This window comes from Massilia sp. LC238, from assembly GCF_000735635.1.
Taxonomy (GTDB): Bacteria; Pseudomonadota; Gammaproteobacteria; order Burkholderiales; family Burkholderiaceae_D; genus Telluria; species Telluria varians.
On sequence record NZ_JNNN01000073.1, the window covers coordinates 76,266 to 100,141 of the forward strand.

At 67.1% G+C, this 23,876-nt stretch carries 20 protein-coding genes; 4 read left to right on the forward strand and 16 right to left on the reverse strand.

The genetic code is table 11. The features are described from left to right. Positions 1-215: 215 nt before the first annotated feature. Both FG94_RS19905 and FG94_RS19910 read right to left on the reverse strand, forming a co-directional pair. Positions 216-533 (reverse strand): H-NS family nucleoid-associated regulatory protein, encoded by a 318-nt coding sequence (locus tag FG94_RS19905; protein WP_027866660.1) that lies wholly within the window; start codon positions 531-533, stop codon positions 216-218. Positions 534-625: 92 nt separating this feature from the next. Further along, positions 626-1,726: a glycosyltransferase family 4 protein gene (locus FG94_RS19910; RefSeq protein WP_036215272.1), complete on the reverse strand. Its 1,101-nt coding sequence runs from the start codon at positions 1,724-1,726 to the stop codon at positions 626-628. 300 nt (positions 1,727-2,026) lie between these two features. Between FG94_RS19910 and FG94_RS19915 the strand changes: the two genes are divergently transcribed. Then, the gene (locus FG94_RS19915) at positions 2,027-2,884 is read left to right on the forward strand and encodes a symmetrical bis(5'-nucleosyl)-tetraphosphatase (protein ID WP_036215273.1); all 858 of its coding nucleotides are present in this window, start codon (positions 2,027-2,029) and stop codon (positions 2,882-2,884) included. Positions 2,885-3,043: 159 nt separating this feature from the next. Here the strand turns inward: FG94_RS19915 and ilvD are convergent, their stop codons facing one another. From ilvD to FG94_RS19950, 7 genes are all read right to left on the reverse strand, one after another. Next, positions 3,044-4,906, reverse strand: coding sequence for a dihydroxy-acid dehydratase (ilvD, locus tag FG94_RS19920; protein ID WP_036215274.1), 1,863 nt, complete (start codon positions 4,904-4,906; stop codon positions 3,044-3,046). A gap of 93 nt (positions 4,907-4,999) precedes the next feature. Further along, positions 5,000-5,737 carry a 1-acyl-sn-glycerol-3-phosphate acyltransferase gene (locus FG94_RS19925; RefSeq protein WP_036215276.1) on the reverse strand — a complete coding sequence of 246 codons (738 nt, stop codon included), beginning with the start codon at positions 5,735-5,737 and terminating at the stop codon, positions 5,000-5,002. A 21-nt stretch (positions 5,738-5,758) separates the two neighbouring features. Further along, a complete protein-coding gene (locus FG94_RS19930) occupies positions 5,759-7,039 on the reverse strand; it encodes a dihydroorotase (protein ID WP_036215278.1) in 1,281 nt (426 codons plus the stop codon). Beyond that, on the reverse strand, positions 7,036-8,013 hold the full coding sequence (locus FG94_RS19935; protein WP_036215280.1) for an aspartate carbamoyltransferase catalytic subunit: 978 nt from the start codon (positions 8,011-8,013) through the stop codon (positions 7,036-7,038). The genes FG94_RS19930 and FG94_RS19935 overlap by 4 nt, the downstream gene beginning before the upstream one ends. Further along, positions 7,994-8,524, reverse strand: a complete 531-nt coding sequence (gene pyrR, locus FG94_RS19940) for a bifunctional pyr operon transcriptional regulator/uracil phosphoribosyltransferase PyrR (RefSeq protein WP_027866653.1) — start codon at positions 8,522-8,524, stop codon at positions 7,994-7,996. The genes FG94_RS19935 and pyrR overlap by 20 nt, the downstream gene beginning before the upstream one ends. Then, the gene (gene ruvX, locus FG94_RS19945) at positions 8,511-8,849 is read right to left on the reverse strand and encodes a Holliday junction resolvase RuvX (RefSeq protein WP_051306548.1); all 339 of its coding nucleotides are present in this window, start codon (positions 8,847-8,849) and stop codon (positions 8,511-8,513) included. The genes pyrR and ruvX overlap by 14 nt, the downstream gene beginning before the upstream one ends. An 80-nt stretch (positions 8,850-8,929) precedes the next feature. After that, positions 8,930-9,586 carry a YqgE/AlgH family protein gene (locus tag FG94_RS19950; RefSeq protein WP_036215282.1) on the reverse strand — a complete coding sequence of 219 codons (657 nt, stop codon included), beginning with the start codon at positions 9,584-9,586 and terminating at the stop codon, positions 8,930-8,932. Between the two features lie 246 nt (positions 9,587-9,832). Between FG94_RS19950 and FG94_RS19955 the strand changes: the two genes are divergently transcribed. Continuing rightward, positions 9,833-11,287 (forward strand): deoxyribodipyrimidine photo-lyase, encoded by a 1,455-nt coding sequence (locus tag FG94_RS19955; protein ID WP_036215391.1) that lies wholly within the window; start codon positions 9,833-9,835, stop codon positions 11,285-11,287. A 113-nt stretch (positions 11,288-11,400) separates the two neighbouring features. Here FG94_RS19955 and FG94_RS19960 read toward each other — a convergent pair whose 3' ends face one another. The 6 genes from FG94_RS19960 to FG94_RS19985 form a co-directional block, all read right to left on the reverse strand. Continuing rightward, the gene (locus FG94_RS19960) at positions 11,401-16,599 is read right to left on the reverse strand and encodes an Hpt domain-containing protein (protein ID WP_036215285.1); all 5,199 of its coding nucleotides are present in this window, start codon (positions 16,597-16,599) and stop codon (positions 11,401-11,403) included. A 28-nt stretch (positions 16,600-16,627) separates the two neighbouring features. Next, entirely contained in the window at positions 16,628-18,871 is a 2,244-nt protein-coding gene (locus FG94_RS19965) for a methyl-accepting chemotaxis protein (protein ID WP_229446005.1), read from the reverse strand. A gap of 56 nt (positions 18,872-18,927) precedes the next feature. Beyond that, positions 18,928-19,464, reverse strand: coding sequence for a chemotaxis protein CheW (locus FG94_RS19970; protein WP_036215291.1), 537 nt, complete (start codon positions 19,462-19,464; stop codon positions 18,928-18,930). Beyond that, the gene (locus FG94_RS19975) at positions 19,461-19,850 is read right to left on the reverse strand and encodes a PleD family two-component system response regulator (RefSeq protein ID WP_036215294.1); all 390 of its coding nucleotides are present in this window, start codon (positions 19,848-19,850) and stop codon (positions 19,461-19,463) included. Before FG94_RS19975 ends, FG94_RS19970 begins: the two co-directional genes overlap by 4 nt. Before the next feature lie 25 nt (positions 19,851-19,875). Further along, positions 19,876-20,271: a PleD family two-component system response regulator gene (locus FG94_RS19980; RefSeq protein ID WP_036215297.1), complete on the reverse strand. Its 396-nt coding sequence runs from the start codon at positions 20,269-20,271 to the stop codon at positions 19,876-19,878. 133 nt (positions 20,272-20,404) lie between these two features. Then, complete coding sequence (locus FG94_RS19985; protein WP_029755924.1) at positions 20,405-20,557, reverse strand: rubredoxin; 153 nt, start codon at positions 20,555-20,557, stop codon at positions 20,405-20,407. A 91-nt stretch (positions 20,558-20,648) separates the two neighbouring features. On the opposite strand from FG94_RS19985, the gene FG94_RS19990 reads away from it, so the two are divergent. Both FG94_RS19990 and hemL read left to right on the forward strand, forming a co-directional pair. Next, positions 20,649-21,467, forward strand: a complete 819-nt coding sequence (locus FG94_RS19990) for a hydroxymethylpyrimidine/phosphomethylpyrimidine kinase (protein ID WP_036215300.1) — start codon at positions 20,649-20,651, stop codon at positions 21,465-21,467. Positions 21,468-21,507: 40 nt separating this feature from the next. Beyond that, positions 21,508-22,788 (forward strand): glutamate-1-semialdehyde 2,1-aminomutase, encoded by a 1,281-nt coding sequence (gene hemL / locus FG94_RS19995; protein ID WP_373965456.1) that lies wholly within the window; start codon positions 21,508-21,510, stop codon positions 22,786-22,788. A 70-nt stretch (positions 22,789-22,858) separates the two neighbouring features. Here hemL and corA read toward each other — a convergent pair whose 3' ends face one another. Then, positions 22,859-23,824: a magnesium/cobalt transporter CorA gene (gene corA, locus FG94_RS20000; protein ID WP_036215305.1), complete on the reverse strand. Its 966-nt coding sequence runs from the start codon at positions 23,822-23,824 to the stop codon at positions 22,859-22,861. Between the last annotated feature and the right edge of the window lie 52 nt (positions 23,825-23,876).

Consider the following 23,876-nt stretch of genomic DNA (forward strand, 5'->3'; position numbering starts at 1 on the left):
GTCCTTGGAAAGCTGGGGCGCGGGCATACGAAAGCAGCCGGAGGACGCGGCAGGCGTCGGCGCCTAATTATTGGATAGTCATCGAGGGAGCACTGACGCGCTTCCTTGAAGGAATGACAAATGCAGCTATTGTAGCGGCAAGCGGCGTCCGGTGGGAAACGGACGGACCGCTCGCGCTGGTCCTGCCAGGGCCGGGAAGTCCGGCCTGAATAAGCTTAGACGCGCAGCTTGTCGAGCGACTTGCCGCCTTCGACCCATTCCTTGACCCATTTCGGCTGGCGGCCGCGGCCGGTCCACTGCTGCGATGCATTGTCCGGATGACGATAACGCACGGCCACCGAATTGCCCTTGGTCGCGTTGCCGCGGCCACCGGTCGCCAGCAGGTCCTTGAGGGGCACGCCAACACTCTGCGCGATCGCCAGAATCTGTTCGCGCGCCTTTTGCACTTCCTGGACTTCGCGCTTCTTCATCTCCTGCTTGATTTGTTCCTGCAGGTTGCGCAAATCGCCTACGGACATATTGGACAGATCCATCGTCGTTCCCTCTTGAATGAAAGGTTGAAATTAAAGCTTATACGGCATGGCGAGATACTCACCAATTGTCGCAATATACTAGCATTAATAAGTTAATTGCGCTTTTTCTTTTGTAAGAAAAGCCAGCGTGGCGACTTAAATCGAACAATACGCGCATATAACCAGAGGTAACTGATTATAAACAACAAACTGAAGAAGATGAGCACACTGGTGTTTTTCCAGAACACGGTTGCCGGAATGACGGCCATCAGGGAAAACAGCCATAAATAAGGCGAGGTGCGCGCGTTCCGTTTCATCAGTGCGCGCGCCTCGCGCGGTCCCACCGTCCATTGCACGATACGCCGGAATATCAAACTATGCAGATGAATTCCGTCCGGCAGTGCCGGTGATTTACCGCGCACGAACATGCGGCGGTAAGCGGAGAATATCGTTTCGAATGCGGGATAAATCAGCAGCAGCGCGGCGTACCAGGTGGACACGCCGGGATTGCGCATCACCAGCAGCAACGCCAGCTCGCCGAGCATGAAACCGATGAAGTAGGCGCCGCCGTCGCCGAGGAAAATCAGGCCCACCGGGTAATTCCAGATCAGGAAGCCCGCAGTGGCGCCGGCCACGATCAGCGCGGTCACCAGCACCACCATGTCCCCCACCTGCAGCGCCACATAGGCCAGCGACAGCAGCATGCAAATGCTGACCATGCTGGCCAGGCCATTGAAGCCGTCGATGATATTCACGGCATTCGCGATGCCCGCCACCGCGAGCACCGTCAGCGGCAGCACCACCAGATCCCATTGCAGCGGCAGCGCGCCCCAGGGCAGGTCGAGGCGCACCAGTTTTGCATCGAGCAGGTAATAGGCGAACAGCGCGGCAAGCATCGTGAGCAGCAGCCGGCGCGCCGGTGAAACGCGGCCCGTATAGTCTTCGACGATACCGCCGGCCATGGCAATGAAAGCGCATCCGAGCAGCGGCGCGATCCATGCGCCGAGCGCCGGTTCGCGCATCGTCGACATCGCGGCGGTGAATAAGACGGCGAGAAAGATCGGCACTCCGCCGATGCGCGCAACCAGATGCGCGTGGAACTTCTGCACGCCGCCATAATCGGTATCGAGCGCAAAGCCATTGCGCTTCGCATACTTAATCACCAGCAGGGTGAGCAGTGCACAGGATACGAAACCGACGAAAAAGGAGAACATTTTATTATTCTTTCGGTGCACACTGTAAGTCGTTTCCGCGTCGACCCTGCGGAAAAAAAACACCGCACTCTTATCGTGGGAATGGTGGCCCATTGTACCGGAATAGATGAGGCGCTCCGGAGCCGAATGCGATTGTGCACGGCGTCGTTCGATTGCATCAAATTCGCGCCAGTTCGATTGCGCGCACGTGCTCCTTATTCGCCTGCGTTTCGCCGTGCCGATGCGGCCACTGGCGAAATCATTTAGTATCCCCACAGCGGTCCTGTTCCGCCTCTGCTCCACCACTTCGATAAGAACAACATGAGAACCTACGCCATCGGCGACCTGCAGGGCTGTGCCCACGAAGCCCAACTCCTGATCGACCGCATCGTCGACGACGCGCACCAGCATGGACAAACGCAACCGCGCATCCTGTTCGTGGGCGACCTGATCAACCGCGGTCCCGATTCATTGACCGCACTGCGCCGCATGAAGGCGCTGTCCGAAGAGAACCCCGGCCGCATCGAAGCGCTGCTCGGCAACCATGACCTGCACCTGATCGCGGTGGCGGTCGGCGCGCAGCGCAGCAGCCGCTCCGACACGCTCGACGAGATCCTGGCCGCACCCGACCGCGATGAACTCATCGGGTGGCTGCGCCAGCGCCCGCTGGCGATGCTCCTCGACGCGCACCTGCTGGTGCACGCCGGCGTCGCGCCGCAATGGAGCGCGGCGCAGACGATGGCGCTGGCGCACGAGGTCGAAGCCGTGCTGCGCGGCGACGGCTGGATCGATTTCCTGGGCCAGATGTACGGGAACGAGCCGAACCGGTGGGACGACAGCCTGACCGGGATGGCGCGCCTGCGCTGCATCGTCAACGCGCTCACGCGCATGCGCCTGTGCGCGCTGGACGGGAGCATGGATTTCCTGCACAAGGAAAGCGAGAGCGGGCCGGAAGGCTCCGGCCTGCTGCCCTGGTTCGACCTGCCGCAGCGGGCCACGGCCGACGTGACCGTGGTGTTCGGGCACTGGTCGGCGCTGGGGCTGGTGCTGCGGCCCAACCTGGTGGGACTCGACAGCGGCTGCGTGTGGGGCGGGAAGCTGACGGCGGTGTGCCTGGACGACCGCTCGCTGCTGCAGGTGGATTGTCCCGAGTATCGGGAGCACAGCGGCAAGAAATGACTTACGTAGGGTGGGCGGCTTTGCCGCCCACGCGGTGATCGCTACCGGCTCCGCTTTCGTGCCGGATGATCTTGCTGCTACCTATCACCGCGTGGGCGGGAGACCGTGATCTGGTCCACTGGACCAGATCACCCCTACGGTAACGCGGCAATTCGAGCGTTAGCGGTGCAGCTGGCTCAGGTCGCGCACCGCGCCGCGGTCCGCCGAGGTCGTAAGCGCCGCATACGCCTGCAGCGCCTGCGACACGTAGCGCTCGCGCGCCACCGGCTTCCACGCATCGCGGCCGCGCTCTTCCATCTTCCCGCGCCGGTGCGCCAGCTCTTCGAAGCTCACGCGCAGGTTGATGGTGCGCGCCGGGATGTCGATGTCGATGATGTCGCCCTCCTCCACCAGCCCGATCGCGCCGCCTTCGGCCGCTTCCGGCGAGGCATGGCCGATCACCAGGCCCGAGGAGCCGCCCGAGAAGCGCCCGTCCGTAAACAGCGCGCAGGCCTTGCCGAGGCCCTTGGACTTGATGTACGAGGTCGGATACAGCATCTCCTGCATGCCCGGCCCGCCCTTCGGGCCTTCGTAGCGGATGATGACCACTTCGCCGGCGTGCACCGTGTCGCCGAGGATGCCTTCCACCGCCGCGTCCTGGCTTTCGAACACGCGCGCCTTGCCGCTGAACTTGAGGATGCTCTCGTCCACGCCCGCCGTCTTCACGATGCAGCCCTTCTCGGCGATGTTGCCGTACAGGACCGCCAGGCCGCCGTCCTGCGAATAGGCGTGTTCGCGGTCGCGGATGCAGCCCGTGCTGCGATCGAGGTCATTTTCCTCGTAGCGCTCGGCCTGCGAGAACGCGACCTGGGTCGGCACGCCGCCCGGCGCCGCGCGGAACATCCGGTGCACGGCAGGGTCGTCGCTGCGCTTGATGTCGTACTTCTCGATCGCCTCACCCATGGTCGGACTGTGCACGGTCGGCAGCGAGGTGTCGAGCAGGCCGGCGCGCGCCAGTTCGCCCAGGATGGAGATGATGCCGCCGGCGCGGTGCACGTCCTCGATGTGGTACTTGTCGGTCATCGGCGCCACCTTGCACAGGCAGGGCACCTTGCGCGAGATGCGGTCGATGTCGGCCATGGTGAAGTCCACCCCCGCCTCGTGCGCTGCCGCCAGCAGGTGCAGCACGGTGTTGGTGGAGCCGCCCATCGAGACGTCCAGCGCCATCGCGTTTTCCCAGGCGGCCTTGGTGGCGATCGAGCGCGGCAGCACCGAGTAGTCGTCCTGTTCGTAGTGGCGCTTGGCGACTTCCACGATCAGGCGGCCGGCGCGCAGGAACAGTTCCTTGCGGTCGGCATGGGTGGCGACGATGGTGCCGTTGCCCGGCAGCGACAGGCCCAGGGCCTCGGTCAGGCAGTTCATCGAGTTTGCGGTGAACATGCCCGAGCAGGAGCCGCAGGTCGGGCAGGCCGAGCGTTCGATCTCGGCAACGTCGGCATCGGACACCGTGCTGTCGCCAGCCTTGATCATGGCGTCGACCAGGTCCAGCTTGATCACCTTGCGGTCATTGTTGACCACCTTGACCACCTTGCCCGCTTCCATCGGGCCGCCGGAGACGAACACCACCGGGATGTTCAGGCGCATCGCGGCCATCAGCATGCCCGGGGTGATCTTGTCGCAGTTCGAGATGCAGACCATGGCGTCGGCGCAGTGGGCGTTGACCATGTACTCGACCGAGTCGGCGATCAGGTCGCGCGAGGGCAGCGAATACAGCATGCCGCCATGGCCCATGGCGATGCCGTCGTCGACCGCGATGGTATTGAATTCCTTGGCCACGCCGCCGCTGGCTTCGATCTCGCGCGCCACCAGCTGGCCCAGGTCCTTCAGGTGCACGTGGCCGGGCACGAACTGGGTGAAGGAGTTGACCACCGCGATGATCGGTTTCTCGAAGTCGCCGTCCTTCATGCCGGTGGCGCGCCACAGGGCACGGGCGCCGGCCATGTTGCGGCCCTGGGTGGTGGTGCGGGAACGGTAAGTCGGCATGGTGGTCTCCTCGAACAGCCTATAGATAAGGCACCAGCGTGCCGCCTCGGCTGTGAGTTGTCCAATATATGATTTATTGCTCTGTGATACGTTTTACATATCACAGAGCAGTGCTGCGCCGACCGCCTCCTGCGCGGCCTCGGCCAGCTCGCGGCGGTGCGCCCCTGTTGCATCGATCGGCGCCAGCGGCTGCAGCCGCGCGATCACCGGCTTGCCTTCCAGGATCGTGAACAGGCTGTCCACGAAGGTGGTGTCGCCGGTGTAGTCGACCGAATGGTGATAGGCGCCGCTCGCGTCCACATAGGACAGCGCATAGGGCTGCACCGCCACTTTCGCATCGATGGCGGCCTCGAACAGGTTGGCGTGGAAAGGCAGCACTTCGCCCTGCCTGGACGTCGTCCCTTCGGGGAAGAAGGCGACCCGCTGGCCCTCCTGCAAGACGGTGACCAGGCCCTTGAAGATGTGGCGCAGCTCGCGCCGGTTGCCGCGCGCGATGAAGACCGTGCCGGCGGCGGCGGCCAGCCAGCCGAGCACGGGCCAGGAGCGGATCTCGGCCTTGGCCACGAAACGGCAGGGATGCAGCGCGTTGATGACGAAGATGTCGAGCCACGAGACGTGGTTGGCCACGATCAGCGCGTGCTCGAGCACGGGCGCTCCCGGCGCCTGTTCGACGCTCACGCGGCACAGGCCGAGCAGCTTGCGCGACCAGCGCCGCGTGAGGCGCTCGCGCGTGGCGAGCGAGACCAGCGGGAACACCAGGGCGCAGGTCGCCAGGCCCGCCACCAGGTGGACCACGACGCGCGCCAGGCGCAGGGCAAGCCGGATCTTCACGATGCGAGCGGGCTCACCTCATCAACGCTGGAAGGCCACGCGCCCGCGCACCAGCGTCGCGCGCACCTGCCCGGCCAGCTCGAAGCCGAGGAAAGGCGTATGCTTGCCCTGGCTCGCCAGGGCCTTACGCTCGACCTTCCAGCGGGCCTCCGGGTCGAACAGCACCACGTCGGCCGCCGCGCCCACCGACAGGGTGCCGGCGGGCAGGCCGGCGATGCGCGCCGGGCTTGAGGTGACCTTGGCCAGCGCCTGGGCCAGCGCGTCCTTGCCGTCCTGGTCCTCGGTCCATTTCAGGGTGAGCGCCAGCAGCAGCTCCAGGCCGGTCGCGCCCGGGGTGGCTTCGGCGAAGGGCAGCAGCTTCTCGTCCTCGTCGACCGGGGTGTGGTCGGAGCAGACCGCGTCCACGGTGCCGTCCAGCAGGGCGGCGCGGATCGCGTCGCGGTCGCGCTGGCTGCGCAGCGGCGGGTTGAAGCGCGCGTTCGGGTCGAAGAAGCCGATGTCGGCGTCGGTCATATGCAGGTGGTGCACGCCGACGTCACAGGTGACGTTCAAGCCTTCCTTCTTGGCGCCGGCCACCAGCGCCAGACCGGCCGCGGAGGACATGCGGCACAGGTGCACGCGGGCGCCGGTGGCGCGCATCAGCTCGAAGATGGTGTGCAGGGCGATGGTTTCCGACATGACGGGCACGCCGGACAGGCCCAGGCGCGAGGCCAGCGGGCCGCTGTGGGCCACGCCGCCGCGGCCGATGTGGGCGTCCTGCGGGCGCAGCCACACGGTGTAGCCGAAGGTCTTGGCATACTGCATGGCGCGCAGCAGCACGGTGGTGTCCAGCACCGGCACCTCGGCCTGCGAGAAGCCGATGCAGCCGGCTTCGGTCAGCTCGGCCATTTCGGTGAGCGCCTGGCCCTTCAGGCCCATGGTCAGCGCGCCCAGCGGGTGCACGTTGGCCTGGTCGAGGATGCGCGCGCGGTGCTTGAGCATCTCCACGAGACCCGGCTCGTCCAGCACCGGGTCGGTGTCCGGCGGGCAGACCAGGGTGGTCACGCCGCCCTGCATCGCCGCCTGCATTTCGGATTCCAGCGTCGCCTTGTATTCGTAGCCCGGCTCGCGCAGGCGCGCGGACAGGTCGACCAGGCCGGGAGCGACCACCAGGCCGGTGGCGTCGATGGTCTGCTCGGCCGTGAAGCCCTCGGGGGCATTGCCGAGGGCGGCGATCTTGCCGCCGGCGATGAACAGGTCGGTGACCTGGTCGACATTGTTCGCCGGGTCGATCACCCGGCCGTTCTTGATGTGGTAGTTCATCCGTGGGTTCCCGCCAAAATGCTCATCACTGCCATGCGTACCGCAATGCCGAAGGTCACCTGCGGCAGGATCACCGCCTGGCTGCCGTCTGCCACCGACGAGTCGATCTCGACGCCGCGATTCATCGGGCCCGGGTGCATCACGATCGCATCCGGCTTGGCCAGCGCCAGGCGCTCCGGGGTCAGGCCGTAGCTCTTGAAGTACTCCTGCGCCGAAGGCAGCAGCGCGCCGCTCATGCGTTCGTTCTGCAGGCGCAGCATGATGATGACGTCGACGTCCTTCAGGCCCTCGTCCATGTTCGTGAAGGTACGCACGCCCATTTCGGCGAGGCCGCCCGGCAGCAGCGTGTGCGGGCCGATGGCGCGCACTTCCGGCACGCCCAGGGTGGTGAGCGCGTGGATGTCCGAGCGCGCCACGCGGCTGTGCAGGATGTCGCCGACGATCGCCACCCGCAGGTTGGTGAAGTCCTTCTTGTAGTGGCGGATCGTGTACATGTCGAGCAGGCCCTGGGTCGGGTGCGCGTGGCGGCCGTCGCCGGCGTTCACGACGTGCACGTGCGACTGCCCGGTCTCGACCAGGTGCTTGGCGATCAGGTAGGGCGCGCCGGACTGCGCGTGGCGTACCACGAACATGTCGGCGTGCATGGCCGACAGGTTGTCGATGGTGTCGAGCAGCGACTCGCCCTTGCTGGCCGACGAGGCCTGGATGTTCAGGTTGATGACGTCGGCCGACAGGCGCTTGGCGGCGATCTCGAAGGTGGTGCGGGTGCGCGTGCTGTTTTCGAAGAACAGGTTGAACACGCTCTTGCCGCGCATCAGCGGCACCTTCTTGACCTCGCGGTCGGAAATGCCCACGAAGCTCGAGGCGGTGTCGAGAATGTGGTTGATGACCGACTTGGGCAGTCCTTCGATGGTGAGCAGGTGCTGCAGCTCCCCGTTCTTGTTCAGTTGCGGGTTAAGAAAGATCTTGGACATTGTCTTCTTCAATGGTCAGCGAAAGTTGGCCGGCGTCGTCGCGTTGCAGGCACAGCGACTGCTGCGGCGCCAGCTCGGCGCGGGTGCCGACGTAGTCGGGCGCCACCGGCAGCTCGCGCCCGCCGCGGTCGGCCAGGGCCGCCAGGCGGATGCAGGCCGGACGACCGTAGTCGAACAGCACGTTGATCGCGGCGCGCACGGTGCGGCCGGTCTGCAGCACGTCGTCCACCAGCACCACCGTCGCGCCGTCGACCGGGAAGCGGATGTGGGTCGGCTTCACGTCCGGGTGCAGGCCCTTCTTGGCGTAGTCGTCGCGGTAGAACGAGACGTCGATGGTGCCGAAGCGGCCGGTCAGGTCGAGGTCGCGCGCGAGGCGTTCGGCCAGCCAGGCGCCGCCCGAGTGGATGCCGACGATGGCGGCATCGGGCACGCCGTCCAGGCCGGCGCGGACCTGGCCCAGCAGCTCGCGGTACAGCGCTTCCGCATCGTAGTCTTGATTAGATGTTGGCATGAGCGTCAAAGTATTGTTGCAAAATGATGGCGGCCGCCTTGGCGTCGATGATCTCGCCGCGCCGTTGCGGAATGACAGCGGACGAATAGCGCTCGTCGACGAGTTCGACTGGCAGGTTGAAGCGGCCGTGGAGCTGGTTGGCGAAGCGCCGGCTGCGCAGGGTCATGTCGTGCTCGGCGCCGTCGGGATGGCGCGGCTCGCCGACCACGAGGCGGGCCGGCTTCCATTCGTTGATGAGCTCGCCAATGACCTGGAAACGGGTGGCGTTGTCGACCGCTTTGATGACGGTCAAGGGCTGGGCTTGCCCGGTGAGGGTGTTGCCCATGGCAATGCCAATGCGTTTGACACCGAAGTCAAATCCGAAAACGATATCAACCACGGGCCATCTCGAACAAACGAAGCTCTTCAAGCATGGCCGGCTTCGGTCGCGAGCATCAGCGGATCGATTCCCAGCAGTTTGATGGCGGCAGTGTAACGTTCCTCGATCGGCAGGTCGAACAGGACCTTGGCGTCGGCGCCCACGGTGAGCCAGCCGTTGCGCGAGAGTTCTTCCTCGAGCTGTCCGGGGCTCCAGCCGGCATAGCCGATCGAGACCAGCATGCGGGCCGGGCCGGAACCGCTGGCCACGGCTTCCAGCACGTCGATCGAGGTGGTGAAGGCGACGTCGTCGGTGACGGAGAGCGAGGACGAGAAGCGTCCGCCCGGCGAATGCAGCACGAAGCCGCGGTCGTCCTGCACCGGGCCGCCGAACATGATGGGCTGGTCCACCACCGAGGAGCGCAAGCCCGGGGCGAGCTTCAGGTCGACGCGGTCGAACAGGACTTCCATCGTCATGTCGGTCGGCTTGTTGATGACCACGCCAAGCACGCCCTTCTCGTTGTGCTCGCAAATATAGACGACGGTGCCGCCGAAGATCGGATCCTGGATCGAAGGCATTGCGATCAAGAAATGGTTGGCGAGGTTCAGCCCTGAAGAAGCCGGGCTGATCTTACCGAGCGTTTCACTCTGTTCCGGTGGCATGCCGGGCATCGGTAGAGTGCTGCCAACTTTGCTTTTTTTCATACGCTTACTCTCACATGGGCCCACTCAGGTTTGACCGCGAAGTGTCCACAAAACAACGTTACGCTTTTCGATAGTTTACACCGAATCGCTCCGGGGCCGATGGAAGCGGCCCGATAGACCCTCGATGCATACCCTGAAAAGCCCGCCAGGCCGACCCGGATCTGTCCCGCCCAGCTGCAAACGCAGTCCTGTTAGGAAGAATCCTACCCAGTAAAATCGGCCGCCACCTTGACCCTGCACACGATGATGAATATGAGCAACTCCCTGGTCTGGTTCCGGCGTGACTTGCGGGCATTCGACCATGCCGCCCTTCACCAGGCCTTGACCTCGTCTAATTGTGTGTACTGCGTTTTCGTGTATGACAGCGACATTCTCGACCCGCTGCCGCGCGATGACCGCCGTGTGCGGTTCATCCACGCCAGCCTGGCCAGCCTCGAGGCCGAGCTGCGTCGGCTCGGCGCTTATTTGATCGTGCGGCAGGGCCGCCCTCTTGAAGTGGTCCCAGCGCTCGCCACCGAATTGGGTGTCGACGCGGTGTTCGTATGTGCCGATTATGAACCCGACGCGGTGGATCGCGACGCACGGATGAAAGCCCGCCTGGCGGCCGATGGTAGGAAATTTCTGAGCTTCAAGGACCAGGTCGTCTTCGAACAGGACGAGGTGCTGACCTTGGCCAAGGGACCGTTCTCGGTGTTCACTCCCTACAAGAACGCCTGGCTCAAGCGCCTGGCCAGCATGCCCGAGGCGCTGGCGGCGTATCCGGTCGATCCCTACGCGCAGGCCTTCGCGCCCGCGCCGCTTGAGGCGCCGCCCCTGCCCTCGCTGGCCGAGATCGGCTTCGAAGCGGGCGAGCCGCCGCTGCCAGCCGGCATGGAGGGCGCCGAGGAACTGTTCGAAGGCTTCATCGCGCACATCGCCGATTACGGCCGGGCGCGCGATTTCCCCTCGGAGGACGGCACCTCGCGCCTGTCCACCCACCTGCGCTTCGGCACCACCTCGATCCGCCACCTGGTGCGCACGGCGCGCCAGATGATCGAGAACGGCGCGGGCGGTTCCGGCGCCTCGGTGTGGCTGTCGGAACTCATCTGGCGCGATTTCTATTCGATGATCCTGGCACGCAACCCGCACGTGGTCACGCGCTCGTTCAAGCCGGCCTTTGACCAGTTGGCATGGGAGAGCGGCGAGGAAGCCGAGGAGATGTTCGCGGCCTGGTGCGAGGGACGCACCGGCTATCCGCTGGTGGACGCGGCGATGGCGCAGCTCAACCGCACCGGCTTCATGCACAACCGGCTGCGCATGGTGACGGCCAGCTTCCTCACCAAGGACCTCGGGATCGACTGGCGGCGCGGGGAACGCTATTTCGCGCTCAAGCTGAACGACTACGAGCTGGCCTCGAACAACGGCGGCTGGCAGTGGGCGGCGTCGACCGGCTGCGACGCGCAGCCGTGGTTCCGGATCTTCAATCCGGTGGCGCAGTCGCAGCGCTTCGATGCGCACGGGGACTTCATTCGCGAGTGGGTGCCGGCCTTGGCACGATTGGACGCGAAGGAGATTCATGCGCCCTGGCTGGTCGACGCGGAGGTACTGGCCGAGCGCGGCGTCGTGCTGGGAAGGGATTATCCGCTGCCGGTGGTCGACCATGACGTGGCAAGGAAGCGGACGCTGGAACGGTTTGCGGTGGTGAAGAAGGCTGCGGGCTGATCATGCAAACTTGGATCCCGGCCTTCGCCGGGATGACGGTCTCCAGGATAATGGTACAAATGCTCTCAGCGTTGACGCATGCACGTCGTCCCGCCAAGTTCGTGCTGCAGCCCCTAGCTCTTCACTTTACTCAGCAAACTCTCAATCGCCGCCAGCAACACCGGCTCCTGATACGGCTTCCCGAAATAGGCATTCACACCCAGGCCCAGCGCCACATTGCGGTGCTTGTCCGCCGTCCGCGAGGTGATCATGATGATCGGAATCGCCCTGGTCGTCTCCCTGCTGCGCAGCTCGCGCGTCAGGTCGAAGCCATCCATGCGCGGCATCTCGATATCCACCAGCATCAAATCCGGCCGCGACTCCTCGATCTGCTCGAGCGCGTCGACGCCGTCCTTGGCCAGCATCACCCGGTAGCCTTCGCGTTCCAGCAGGCGCTGGGTGACGCGGCGCACGGTGATCGAGTCGTCCACCACCATGATGGCGGCTTTCCGTTCCGGCTGCGCCTCCTCGACGATGTCCGCTGCCTGCGCCGCGGGACGCTGGGCCAGCGCCACCGGATCGAGGATCAGCACGATCTCGCCCGTGCCCAGCACCGTGGCGCCGGCGATGCCCGGCACCCTCGAGAGCTGCGGGCCGATGTTCTTGACCACCACTTCGCGGTTGCCCAGCACCTCGTCCACGCGCAGCGCGATGCGCCCGCCGGCGCCGTGCACGACCAGCACCGGGTTCAGGCGCTGCAGCGCGCCGCCCTTGCCTTCGCCCAGCAGCACGGCGAGCGTGTGCAGGGCGTGCGGCTGGCCGGCCACGGCGATCGCGCCGGCGGCCTGCGCCGCGCCCAGTTCGGTGTCGCGCACCTGCAGCACCTGCTCGACCAGGGTCGCCGGCAAGGCATGGGTGCGCCCGCCGCTCGCGACCAGCACGACCTGGGCCACCGCCAGCGTCAGGGGCAGGTGGATGGCGAAGCGCGTGCTTCTACCCGGCTCGGTCGAGACCAGCACCCGGCCGCCCAGCGCCTGCGCCTCGGAGCGCACCACGTCCATGCCGACGCCGCGCCCGGCCAGCTCGGTGAGCGTGTCGGCGGTCGAGAAGCCCGGCTCGAAGATCAGTTCGGCCGCTTCCTGGTCGTTCACGACCTGGTCCGGCCCCAGCAGGCCCAGGTCGCGCGCCTTGGCGCGGATGCGCTCCAGGTCCAGCCCGGCGCCGTCGTCGCTGAAGACGATCGCCACTTCGTTGCCGTGCTGGCTCACCTGCACCAGCACCTCGCCGGTCTCGGGCTTGCCGGCATCCGCGCGTGCGGCGCGCGCTTCGATGCCGTGCACGATCGCGTTGCGCAGCAGGTGTTCGAAGGGCGCCGCCATCTGTTCCAGCACGCTGCGGTCGATTTCCACCGAGCCGCCGCGGATGTCGAGGTTGACGCGTTTCTCGAGTTCCTTTGCGGTCTGGCGCGCGATACGGAACAGGCGCTCGGCCAGGTTCGCAAACGGCACCATGCGCACCCGCATCAGGTCGCGCTGCAGGTCGCGCGTCATGCGCGATTGCGCCGCCAGGTCTTCGGCCGCGCTGTCCACCGTGCGCGACAGGCTGTCGTGGAAGGCTTCCACGTCGTTCACGCTTTCGGCCATCATGCGCGTCAGTTCCTGCAGGCGCGTGAAGCGGTCGAACTCGAGCGGGTCGAACTTCTCCTCGCCGGCGATCGACAGGGTGGATGCGATCTGGGACTCGGCCTGCATCTCGATCTCGCGCATCTGGCGGCGCAGGCGGTCGAGGTTGTCCGAGAAGTCGGACAAGGCGCCCTTGAGCACCCCGACCTGGTTTTCCAGGCGCGAACGCGAGATCGACACCTCGCCGGCCTGGTTGACGACGCGGTCGAGGATGTCGGCGCGCACCCGCACCAGCGGCGCGCGGCTGCCCGGCTGCTCGGCGGGCGCCGGTACGCTTGCAGGCGCCGCCATCGCCGCGGGCTGCTGCAGCTGTTCGAACAGCAGCAGGGCCCCGTCATAGTTCGCCAGCAGTTCGTCGAACGCGGCCGGCGTGGTGGTCCCGGCGTGGACCATGTTCTCGATCTGGGTTTCCAGCTCGTGGGTGTGCTGGCCGAGGCGCATCGCGCCGGCCATGCGGGCGCTGCCCTTCACCGTGTGCAGCGCGCGCAGCAAGCCCTGGGCGATGGCATGGTCCTGCGGGTTCTGCTGCCACTGGCGCAGGCCGTTGCCGATCTGCGGGAACAGGTCGGCGCCCTCTTCCAGGAACACCGGCAGCAGGTCGGGGTCGAGTTCGTCGGTGAAGGCCGGGCTGGTGGCCAGCACGCTGTCGGCCGCGGCAGGCGCAGGCGCCGGCGCGGGTTCCGGCACCGGTTCGGGGACCATGTCCGGCACCGCCGCCACGCTTTCCGGCGCCGCATCGAGCACCGCCTCGTCCGGCGTGACCGCGACAAAAGCCGGCTCCGGCTGCGCCGGCGCGGCCTGGTCGAGGGCCGGGGCGGCAAACGGGTCGTCGAGGAAGCTGTCGAACAGCTCGTCGATCTCGTCGGCCACGCGCTCCTGCTGCTGTTCTTCGCGCGGCGCAGCTAGCTGCTCGGGCGGAGGCGGCGCCGCCAGGATCTCGCCGTAGGCGGAGGCGAACAAGGCGTCGAGCGTCACGGCCAGCTCCGGGTCGACCTCGCCGTACACGCTTGCCGCCTGCTGGCTGGCCAGGCGCGCCAGCAGCGTGTCGAGCTGGGCGATCAGCTCCGGCTGGGCCGGGGGCAGTTCGCCGAGGGCGAACACCTGCAGCATCGTGCGCACGCGCGACAGGGTCGACTCCAGCAGCTCACGGCCGTCGTCGTCGAGCACCGGGCCCGGCGCCGCCAGCTTTTCCAGCACCAGCTCGAGCGCATGGGCGACGTCGCGCAGCGCGGCGTAGCCGACCGTGGACGAGGTGCCGGCCAGGGTGTGCGCCGCCTTCAGGGCCTCTGGCGAAGCGCGCCGTTCCGGTTCCGCACGCCAGTCCTCGAAGTCCTGCGCCAGCAGCTGCACCAGGGTCTCGGCCTCGTCGAGGTAGATCGTGTACAGGCCGAGCGGGATGTCCAGGCCGCCGATGCGTTTGGTGTCCGCCTGGGGCTCGGGTTCGGGCTCGAGGATATCCTCGAGCACCGGCACCGGGAGCTCCTCAGGCGCGGCGCCCTCCAGCACCCGCGCCGCGGCCGCGACCAGCGCCGCGCTGTCGCGCTGCGCTGCGCCGCCGGCGGCCAGTTCGGCCACCCAGGCGGACAGTTCCGCATGCGCCTGGCGCAGCAGGCCCAGCAGCTCGGGCGTGGCGCTGCGCGCCTCGGCCAGCCACAGGTTCATGACGCGCTCGACCGCGGCGGCGCCTTCGGCGAAGCTGTTCAGGCTCACCATGCGGCTGCTGCCCTTGAGCGTGTGGAAGCCCCGGCGCAACAGGGTCAAGGTCTCCTGGCTGCCCGGATTGCTCTCGGCCTGGGGCAGCGCTTCCAGCACGAAGCCCAGCACTTCCTGGGCCTCCAGGATGAAGATCTCGAGCAGTTCGGACTCGATGGTCGCTTCCTGCTGCCGTGCTTCCTGCGTCGCGGCTTCCTGGGCCGGGACCGGCTCCGGCGCCGCCTCGACGAATTCGAAGGGCAGCTCGCGCAGCAGGCGTTTCTCGAGGTCGAAGGTGAAGCGGCCCCTGGCCGCCTCGCTGTCCTGCGCCAGCAGGTCGGTAAAGAAGCCGAGCGCGCCGATGTTCTGGGCGATGTTGTGCAGCACGGCGGACTGCGTGCTTACCTCGCCGGCGCTGCCCTCCAGGGTCCGCACCTCGCCAGCGACGTGGCGCACGGCCTGCACGGCCTGTTCCTGGTCGAGGATGGCCAGGGCGCCCTGCAGCTGGTGCAGCACCGGCTCGGCCTGGGCCAGCACCTCGCGCCTGGCCGGGTTGTCGTAGTAATCGTCGAGCAGCTTCTCGACCTGGCGCAGGCCGGCCTTGATCTCGCCGGCCAGCACCGCCACGGTCTGGCCCTGCTGGATCTGGCGCGCCAGTTCTCCCTGCCACTGCGGCGCATCCGGCGGGGTCTCGCCGGCGGCCAGCGCCAGCAGGCGCGCGCCGACCGCTTCGGCATTCTCGGCAAAGTCCTCGGGCAGCTGGCGCAGCTGGTCCAGGCCATTCTCGACGAACAGCATGGCGGTGGCCATCTCGAGCTTGACCTCGTCGCTGCGGCCGGCCTGCATGGCGTCCGTCGCGGCGCGCCCGAGTTCGCGCATCAGCTGGGCCAGGGCCGGGGCGCCCAGCTTTTCGCTGGCGCCGGCCAGGCGCGAGAGCTGCTCGTTGAAATCTTCCTCGACCTCGCGGTCGCCCTCGGTGGCGATGCGGTCCCAGTCCGACTTGGTGCGGGCCAGCGCCTCGCGCGCTTCCTGCAAGGTGGCCTGGTCGATGCGCCCGTAATGGCGCGCCGCGTAGTCGTGCGGCACCAGGCCGTCCAGCCGGCAGGCCTGGCGCAGGCGCTGGGCGTCCGGGTTCGGCTGGGCGGCTGCCGCGACGAAGAACAGCGCGTCGCGCAGCATCGCGTCCGGCGTGCTGCCCTGCCCCTGCGACAGGCGGCGCAGCTGCAGGTTGACCTGGCCGAGCAGCTGCTTCACATACAGGTCGCTGTCGATCTGGCCGTCGGCCACCACGCCGGCAAAGGCATGCAGCGCCTGCCAGAACAGGCGCGCGCGCGGCTCTTCCTGGCTGGCCGCGATGGGAGCCAGCGCATCGCGCATGCCGGCCGCGTGCTGCGCGTCCCCGCTCTTCAGGTAGGGCAGCAGCGCTTTTTCGAAACGCGCGCGGCAGGCCGCGACGTCCGGTTTGTCGCCGGATGCGGGTATATCCAGTTCGACACCCTTGCCGAGGTCGGCCGGCAGCAGGTCGGACGGGTGGATGCGTTCCACGCCCAGCTGCTCCTGCAGGTCGCGGTAATAGGGGAACAGGCGCGCCGGCTGCTGCCGGCTGCCGGCCAGCAGCTCGTCGAGGTATTCGACCAGGGCCTGGTAGGCGTCCTGCACGGTCTTGACCGCGTCAAGCGTGCACGCGACCCGTCCGTCCTTGAAGGCGTCGATCAGTTGTTCGGCCGCGCCGCCCAGCACCGCGGCGCCTTCCACGTCCACCAGCTGCAGGGCGCCGTCGGCCTGGTGCAGGTGGGTCTTCGCGTGCAGCAGCAGGGTCGGCTGCGCCTCGGGGCTGCGCCCGGCCGCATCGCGCAGGGCCGTGCCCGAGCGTCCCAATGCATCCCTGATCTCGCCGATCACCCAGGACAGGGGACCGGTATCGAAGGCTGGCATGCGTTGGGAGGATGGGTTCGTCATGGGCTCGGGTTACAGGTGATGATGCTGGTTATGCCGCCACGCGGAAGCGCGACACGGAATCCTTCAGTTCCTGGGCCAGCAGCGCCAGTTCGCGGATCGACTGCGCCGTCTGGCGCGTGCCGCCCTGGGTCTGCTCGGTCACCGAGAGGATATGCTGCATATTATGGGCCACACCGTTGGCGGACGTCGCCTGCCGTTCAGCCGCGCCCGAAATCTCCTGGATCAGCTCCGCCAGGCGGTTCGACACGCGCGAGATGTCGATCAGCGCCGCACCGGCGGCATCGGACAGGCGCGCGCCCTCGACCACGCCCTGGGTCGACTTTTCCATTGCCGCCACGGCGTCGTGGGTGTCGGCCTGGATGGTGCGCACCAGCGCGCCGATGCCCTTGGCCGCCTCGGCCGAACGCTCCGCCAGGCGCTGCACCTCTTCCGCCACCACCGAGAAACCGCGCCCGGCCTCACCCGCCGACGCGGCCTGGATCGCCGCGTTCAGCGCCAGCACGTTGGTCTGTTCGGTGATGTCCGAGATCAGGTCGGTGATCTCGCCGATCTCCTGCGAGGATTCGCCCAGGCGCTTGATGCGCTTCGAGGTTTCCTGGATCTGCTCGCGAATCTCGTTCATGCCCAGGATCGCGTTCTGCACGGCGCGCGCGCCCTGCTCCGCCGCCGCCACCGACTGGCGCGCCACGTCGGCCGATTCGGTGGCCGAACGCGACACCTCGGAAATCTCGGTGGCCATGCGCAGCACCGTGCTCGATGCTTCCTGGATCTCGTGCGACTGGGCGTCGGCCGCGCCCAGCAGCTCGGTCGACACCGCCTGGGCGCCGCCGGCCGCGCGCGTCACCTGCTCGGTGGTCCTGATGACCCGCAAGACGAGTTCGCGCAGTTCCTCGACCGTGTAGTTGACCGAGTCGGCGATCGCGCCGGTGATGTCTTCCGAGACGGTGGCGTGCACGGTCAGGTCGCCGTCCGCCACTTCCTGCAGTTCGTTCATCAGGCGCAGGATCGCCGCCTGGTTCTGGTCGTTGGTGGCCTTGGCTTCCTCTTCCTTGGCCTGGGCCAGCTGGCGCATCGCCTCGGCCTCGCGGCGGCGCGCTTCGGCGCCGCGCGCGCGGTTGCGCGAGTCCAGCAGCATCACGCGGCTGATGCTGCCGCCCATGGCCAGGGTGAAGATCGAGGCGCCGACCAGCAGCCAGAACCAGCCGCTCCTGGTGTCCAGCGCGCTGCGGTACTGGAGCTGCGCCCGCGCCAGGGTCGAGCGCAGGCCCTCGTTGTCGCGCGCGATGACCTGCTCGGCGGCGTGGGAGGCGTTGAAGTTGTGCCCGTTGGTGGAGAGCGGCGCCAGGCCTTCCTGCCAGCCCTTGTAGGCAGTGCGCGCATCGACGACACGCTCGCGCAGGACGGGATCGATGCCGGCGCCGTTGCCGTCGGCCAGGCTGTCGAGCAGCGCGCCCAGTTCGGCGCCGTCGCGCACGATGGCGCGCGCCGCCTCGCGGTGGGCCGCGCCCGGCGCCAGGAAGGCATGGGTCGACACCGACAGGCGCTCGGCCAGCGCGGCCAGGCGGCCAAGGGCGGCGTTGCCGGGCTGCTTGTCGGCGATCGATTGCAGCTCCTTGGCGAGCGGCTCGAATTTGTCGACGCTGGCGCCGAAGCCGACCAGGTGGCGCTTGTTGCCGACGATGGTGGTGGCGGCCGCGTTCGAGGCGACCCAGGCCGAGCGCGCCTTGGCCAGCAGCGATTGCAGCTCGCCGGAGGATGCGGGGATGGCCTTGCCGTCGGCCTGGCCGCCGCGCGCCAGCAGCTGCAGCAGGCGGCCGACTTCGGCGCGGCTGTCGTCGAGTTCGTTGAAGGCGCCCATCTCGCCGCGCAGGGCGTTCGGTGCGGCCTTGGCCACGCGCTGGGCATGCATCAGGGCGTCGGAGGCGATCTGGCCCTGGTTCGAGACCACGTCGGTGCGCGCGGCGTTCTGCCACATCGACAGCACGGTCAGCAGGATGCCGGCCACGAAGGCGGCCAGCACCAGGCGCAGCTGGCGCGACAGCGACAGGTGGCCGATCAGCGGCAGGCGCAGCTCGTCGCCCTCGCCGGCGGATTCACCCGCGCCCGGCTGGGATTTGCGCGGGCGGGTGCTGCCGAGGCGGCGCGCGGCGGCGTCGGCCGAGCCATGCGCGGCGTCATGGGAGGGCGGCGCCAGCACGCCGGGGCCGAACTGGGTGTCGGGCGAGGCCAGCACGGTATCGTCGTCCGCGCTGTCCTTCGAGAATACGTTCATGCTGAGTTTCGAGGCGAATCCCATACCGGCTCCTGGTCCTGCTTTTGTTGTATTGGTTAGCTGCGTCCGTCCGGCTGCTGCGCCACGTGCAGGAAACGCTCTTCCCGCACCAGGGCCGCCAGCGAAAGCGGCGTCCACAGCTGGTCGTCGGCGTCGCGCAGGACCTCGCCCTCGCGTTGCATGCCGGCCGCCTGGCGCAGGCCGTACACGCGGTCGGCCAGCAGCGCGCAGTTGAAGCCGAGCGTGGGGGCGAAGGTGACGAGACGGGCGGACGGCCCCGAGGCCGGCTGTCCCTCCTCGCCGAGGTAGCGCGCCAGGTCGATGACGCCGACCAGGGTGCCGCGCACGTTGGCCAGGCCCAGGTACCAGGGCTGGGTCAGGGGCACGCGCGCCAGCGGCACCGGCGACACGATTTCACCGGCTTCCAGCAGGTCGAGCAGGTAGCGGGTGCCGCCCACCTGCATGCCGAGCTGCTGGATCGGCGCGCCGCCGCCGCCCTTGGCCGCCTGCATGCGCTCGAGGAGCTGCTCCTGGTATTCGCGCAGGCGGGTGCGGCGTGCCGCAGGGTCGAGCCTGGCCTCGCCCCCGCTCATGCTGCGGCGGCCGCCGGGCTGGCGTCGAGCGAGGCGATGCTGGCCAGCAGCAGCGCCGGGTCGACCGGCTTGATCAGGTAGTCCTTGGCGCCCTGGCGCATGCCCCAGATGCGGTCGGTTTCCTGGTTCTTGCTGCTGCAGATGATGACCGGGATCGTGCTCAGCTCCGGGTCGCGCGCGATCGAGCGCGTCACCTGGAAGCCGTTCGCGCCGGGCATGACCACGTCCATCAGGATCAGCTGCGGGCGCTCGGCGCGGATCTTGTCGATCGCCTCTTCGCCGTTGACGGCGGTGCTCACGGCATAGCCGGCGCGCGCCAGGATGTCGGTCAGGTAGAAGCGTTCGGTCGGGGAATCGTCGACGATCAGGATGTGTTGAATGGCCACCTTGGGCTCCGGGGTCGGTAATCGGTCAAGCCTTCGCCGCCGTGTGCTCGCGCACCGCGGCCAGCAGGCTGTCCTTGGAAAATGGTTTGGTGAGGTAGGCGCTGGCGCCCACCATGGCGCCGCGCGCACGGTCGAACAGGCCGTCCTTGGACGACAGCATCAGCACCGGGGTGGCGTGGAAACGCGCGCTCTTCTTGATCAGGGCGCAGGTCTGGTAGCCATCGAGGCGCGGCATCAGGATGTCGCAGAACACCAGCGCAGGGTGATGGTCGTTGATCTTGGCCAGCGCATCGAAGCCGTCATCGGCCAGCACCACCTGGTAGCCGGCCTGGGTCAGGAAGATTTCGGCGGAGCGGCGGATCGTGCTGCTGTCGTCGATCACCATGATGGTCAGGCCGGTTGGGTGCGGCGATGTCGTCATTTTCGTTTCACTTCAGCATGAAGCGCCACGATAGCACAGGGTTTTCGCCTTGTGCGTGATATGTTGCAATACGTCAACTATGGAGTTCACATTCCCGTAACATCCTGCAAACACACATGTTTTTGACGCAATCTTAAATAGCGGTCATCTCGAAATCGTCCTTGCGGGCGCCGCATTCCGGGCAGGTCCAGTTCATCGGCACATCGGCCCAGCGGGTGCCCGGTGCGATGCCGTCGTCCGGGGCGCCGGCGGCCTCGTCATAGACCCAGCCGCAGATCAGGCACATCCAGGTCTGGAAGGGGGCCGTCGATTCGTTACTCACAATATGCTTCCTCGGTAAAGTAAAATGGAGAGTCGCGTATATTAATCCAGGCGTCGTGCAAAACCAAACCTTACCCCTGATCCTGACATTTGGCGTGTCCGACCCGGTCGGCGCGCTCGGCGTGCAGGCCGACCTGGCCGCCTTCGCCGCGCACGGATGCCACGGCTTGTCGGTGGTCGCCGGGCTGCTGGTCGCCGACAGCGCCAAGGTGGAAAACCTGCACGAAGTCGACAGCGACTGGATGGCCGACCAGGCCCGCGTCCTGCTCGAGGACATGCCGGTGGCCGCCTTCAAGGTCGGCGCCGTGGCCACCGTGCTGCAGCTGGCGGCGATCGCCGAGATCGTGTCCGACTATCCGGACGCGCCCCTGATCCTCGACCCCTTCCTGTCCGCCCTGCCCGACTCGGGCCTGGCCGACGAGGAGATGCTGTCCGCGATCCGCTCGATCCTGGCGCCCCAGACCACCGTCCTGATGCTGTCGCAGTCGGAACTGGGCCGCATGGCCGAGACCTGGCGCGACGTGCCCGACGAGGGCGAAGAGAGCGCGGACGCCCTGCTGGCGGACGTCGCCGAACTGACCAATGCCGGTTGCCAGTACGTGCTCGTCACCGGCACCCGCGACAAGGACGGCACTTGCTCCAACACCCTGTTCGACGCCGACGGCGTGGTCGCCAAGGTCGAGTACCAGCACCTGCCGGGCCCTTTCGTGGGCGCCGGCAACACCTATTCGGCGGCCTTCACCGCCCTGATGGCCTGCGGCATGGAAGCGCCGCAGGCGCTGTTCGCCGCCCAGGAGTACACCACCGGCGCGCTCGAACACGCCCAGCGCTTCGGCATGGGCAAGTTCATTCCCAACAAATCCTACCGGGGCTGAACAAGCCCCCTTCGCTACCATGACTGACACCCAGCCTTCCATGTCAAAGAACGACCAACTGTTCGCCCGCGCCCAGCAAACCACGCCGGGCGGCGTGAACTCGCCGGTGCGCGCCTTCCGCTCGGTGGGCGGCACGCCGCGCTTCATCACCCGCGCCGAAGGCCCGTATTTCTGGGATGCCGACGGCAAGCGCTACATCGACTACATCGGTTCCTGGGGCCCGGCCATCGTCGGCCACGCGCACCCGCAGGTGATCAAGGCGGTGCAGGAAGCCGCCAGCCGGGGCCTGTCCTTCGGCGCCCCGACCGAGGGCGAGATCGAGATCGCCGAGGAGATCTGCCGCCTGGTGCCGTCGATCGAGCAGGTGCGCCTGGTCTCGTCGGGCACCGAGGCGACCATGAGCGCGCTGCGCCTGGCGCGCGGCGCCACCGGACGCGACAAGATCGTCAAGTTCGAAGGCTGCTACCACGGCCACGCCGATTCGCTGCTGGTGAAGGCCGGTTCCGGCCTGCTCACCTTCGGCAACCCGACATCGGCCGGGGTGCCGGAAGACTTCGTGAAGCACACCCTGGTCCTCGACTACAACAACATTCCGCAGCTGGAAGACGCCTTTGCCTCGATGGGCGACACCATCGCCTGCGTGATCGTGGAGCCGGTGGCCGGCAACATGAACCTGATCCGCGCCACGCCGGAATTCCTGCAGCGCATGCGCGAGCTGTGCACCGAGTACGGCACGGTCCTGATCTTCGACGAAGTGATGTGCGGCTTCCGCGTGGGCCTGGGCGGCGCCCAGGAGATGTACGGCATCAGGCCGGACCTGACCGCGCTGGGCAAGGTGATCGGCGGCGGCCTGCCGGTGGCGGCTTTCGGGGGCCATGCGGAGCTGATGCAGAAGATGGCGCCGCTCGGCCCGGTGTACCAGGCCGGCACCCTGTCGGGCAACCCGGTGGCGGTGGCGGCCGGCATGACGACCCTGAAGCTGATCCAGGAGCCGGGCTTCTACGAGAAGCTGGGCGCGGCCAGCGCACGCCTGGTGCAGGGCCTGACCGAGGCGGCGCAGGAGAACGACATTCCCTTCTGCGGCGACGCGGTGGGCGGCATGTTCGGCTTCTACTTCTCGAACAGCATCCCGTCGACCTACGGCCAGATGATGGCGGGCGACAAGGAGCGCTTCAACCGCTTCTTCCACGGCATGCTCGACGAGGGCGTGTATTTTGCGCCGGCCATGTTCGAGGCCGGTTTCGTGTCGGCCCAGCACAGCGATGCGGTGATCGACGAGACGGTCGAGGCGGCGCGCCGGGTGTTCAAGCGCATCGGCTGACTAGGCTGTAAAAAGAAAACGGCGGTGAAATAATATTTCACCGCCCGTTTCTTTTTGAAATTTTATTTCATCAGCGCAGCCAGCCGCGGCGCTGGAAGTACAGCAGCGGCGCCGCGATCGCCGCCACCATCAGGCCCAGCGCGAAGGGATAGCCGTAGGCCCACTCGATCTCCGGGAAGACCTTGAAGTTCATGCCGTAGATGCTGGCGATCAGGGTCGGCGGCAGGAAGGCCACCGAGGCCACCGAGAAGATCTTGATGATCTTGTTCTGGTTGATGTTGATGAAACCGACGGTGGCATCCATCAGGAAGTTCACCTTGTCGAACAGGAAGGACGTGTGGCCGTCCAGCGATTCGATGTCGCGCAGGATCTGGCGCGCTTCCTCGAACTGGTCGGCGTTCAGCAGCCGGCCGCGCATCAGGAAGCTGACCGCGCGCCGCGTGTCCATCATGTTGCGGCGGATCCGGCCGTTCAAGTCTTCCTCGTGCGCGATCGCGTTCAGCGCGGCGGCCGCATCCTGGTCAGTGAATTCCTTCTGCAGCACGCGGGTCGAGACTTCTTCCAGCGCCTCGTAGATGCCCTCGAGCGCGTCCGCCGAGTACTCGGCGTCGGTCGCGTACAGGTCGAGCAGCACGTCCATGTAGTCTTCGATCGAGCCGGGACGCGAGCGCGCGCGCAGGCGCACCAGGCGGAACACCGGCAGGTCGTCGTTGTGCACCGAGAACAGGATTTTCCCGGACAGGATGAAGGCGACCGTGACCACGCGCGAGGGGCCGTCCTCTTCCTCGAGCAGGAAGTCGGTGCGCAGGTGCAGGTCGCCGTTCTCGGCTTCGTAGTAGCGGGCCGAGGCCTCGATGTCCGACACCTCGTCCTCGCCCGGCAGCGTCACCCCATAAGTCGTCTTGACCAGGATGCGCTCCTCGTCGGTGGGCTCGTTCAGGTCGACCCAGACCGGCGTCACATTCTCCAGGTCTTCGCGCGAGTCGACGCTGACCTGGTTCAGGCGGCCATTTTGTAGGACAAATACGTTGATCATGCGCTTTTCTCGGCCGGGATTCGAAAACTGCCGCAAGTGTAACCGACAGCCC

Excerpts from the sequence above, each read along its gene's own strand:
- ilvD (WP_036215274.1), bottom strand. The coding sequence starts at position 4,906 with ATGCCGACTTACCGTTCCCGCACCACCACCCAGGGCCGCAACATGGCC.
- FG94_RS19915 (WP_036215273.1), top strand. The coding sequence starts at position 2,027 with ATGAGAACCTACGCCATCGGCGACCTGCAGGGCTGTGCCCACGAAGCC.
- FG94_RS19955 (WP_036215391.1), top strand. The coding sequence starts at position 9,833 with ATGAATATGAGCAACTCCCTGGTCTGGTTCCGGCGTGACTTGCGGGCA.
- FG94_RS19980 (WP_036215297.1), bottom strand. The coding sequence starts at position 20,271 with ATGACGACATCGCCGCACCCAACCGGCCTGACCATCATGGTGATCGAC.
- FG94_RS19970 (WP_036215291.1), bottom strand. The coding sequence starts at position 19,464 with ATGAGCGGGGGCGAGGCCAGGCTCGACCCTGCGGCACGCCGCACCCGC.
- hemL (WP_373965456.1), top strand. The coding sequence starts at position 21,508 with ATGTCAAAGAACGACCAACTGTTCGCCCGCGCCCAGCAAACCACGCCG.
- FG94_RS19950 (WP_036215282.1), bottom strand. The coding sequence starts at position 9,586 with ATGAAAAAAAGCAAAGTTGGCAGCACTCTACCGATGCCCGGCATGCCA.
- FG94_RS19905 (WP_027866660.1), bottom strand. The coding sequence starts at position 533 with ATGGATCTGTCCAATATGTCCGTAGGCGATTTGCGCAACCTGCAGGAA.
- ruvX (WP_051306548.1), bottom strand. The coding sequence starts at position 8,849 with ATGGGCAACACCCTCACCGGGCAAGCCCAGCCCTTGACCGTCATCAAA.
- FG94_RS19960 (WP_036215285.1), bottom strand. The coding sequence starts at position 16,599 with ATGACGAACCCATCCTCCCAACGCATGCCAGCCTTCGATACCGGTCCC.
- FG94_RS19910 (WP_036215272.1), bottom strand. The coding sequence starts at position 1,726 with ATGTTCTCCTTTTTCGTCGGTTTCGTATCCTGTGCACTGCTCACCCTG.
- FG94_RS19930 (WP_036215278.1), bottom strand. The coding sequence starts at position 7,039 with ATGAACTACCACATCAAGAACGGCCGGGTGATCGACCCGGCGAACAAT.
- FG94_RS19965 (WP_229446005.1), bottom strand. The coding sequence starts at position 18,871 with ATGAACGTATTCTCGAAGGACAGCGCGGACGACGATACCGTGCTGGCC.
- corA (WP_036215305.1), bottom strand. The coding sequence starts at position 23,824 with ATGATCAACGTATTTGTCCTACAAAATGGCCGCCTGAACCAGGTCAGC.
- FG94_RS19935 (WP_036215280.1), bottom strand. The coding sequence starts at position 8,013 with ATGTCCAAGATCTTTCTTAACCCGCAACTGAACAAGAACGGGGAGCTG.
- pyrR (WP_027866653.1), bottom strand. The coding sequence starts at position 8,524 with ATGCCAACATCTAATCAAGACTACGATGCGGAAGCGCTGTACCGCGAG.
- FG94_RS19985 (WP_029755924.1), bottom strand. The coding sequence starts at position 20,557 with ATGTGCCTGATCTGCGGCTGGGTCTATGACGAGGCCGCCGGCGCCCCG.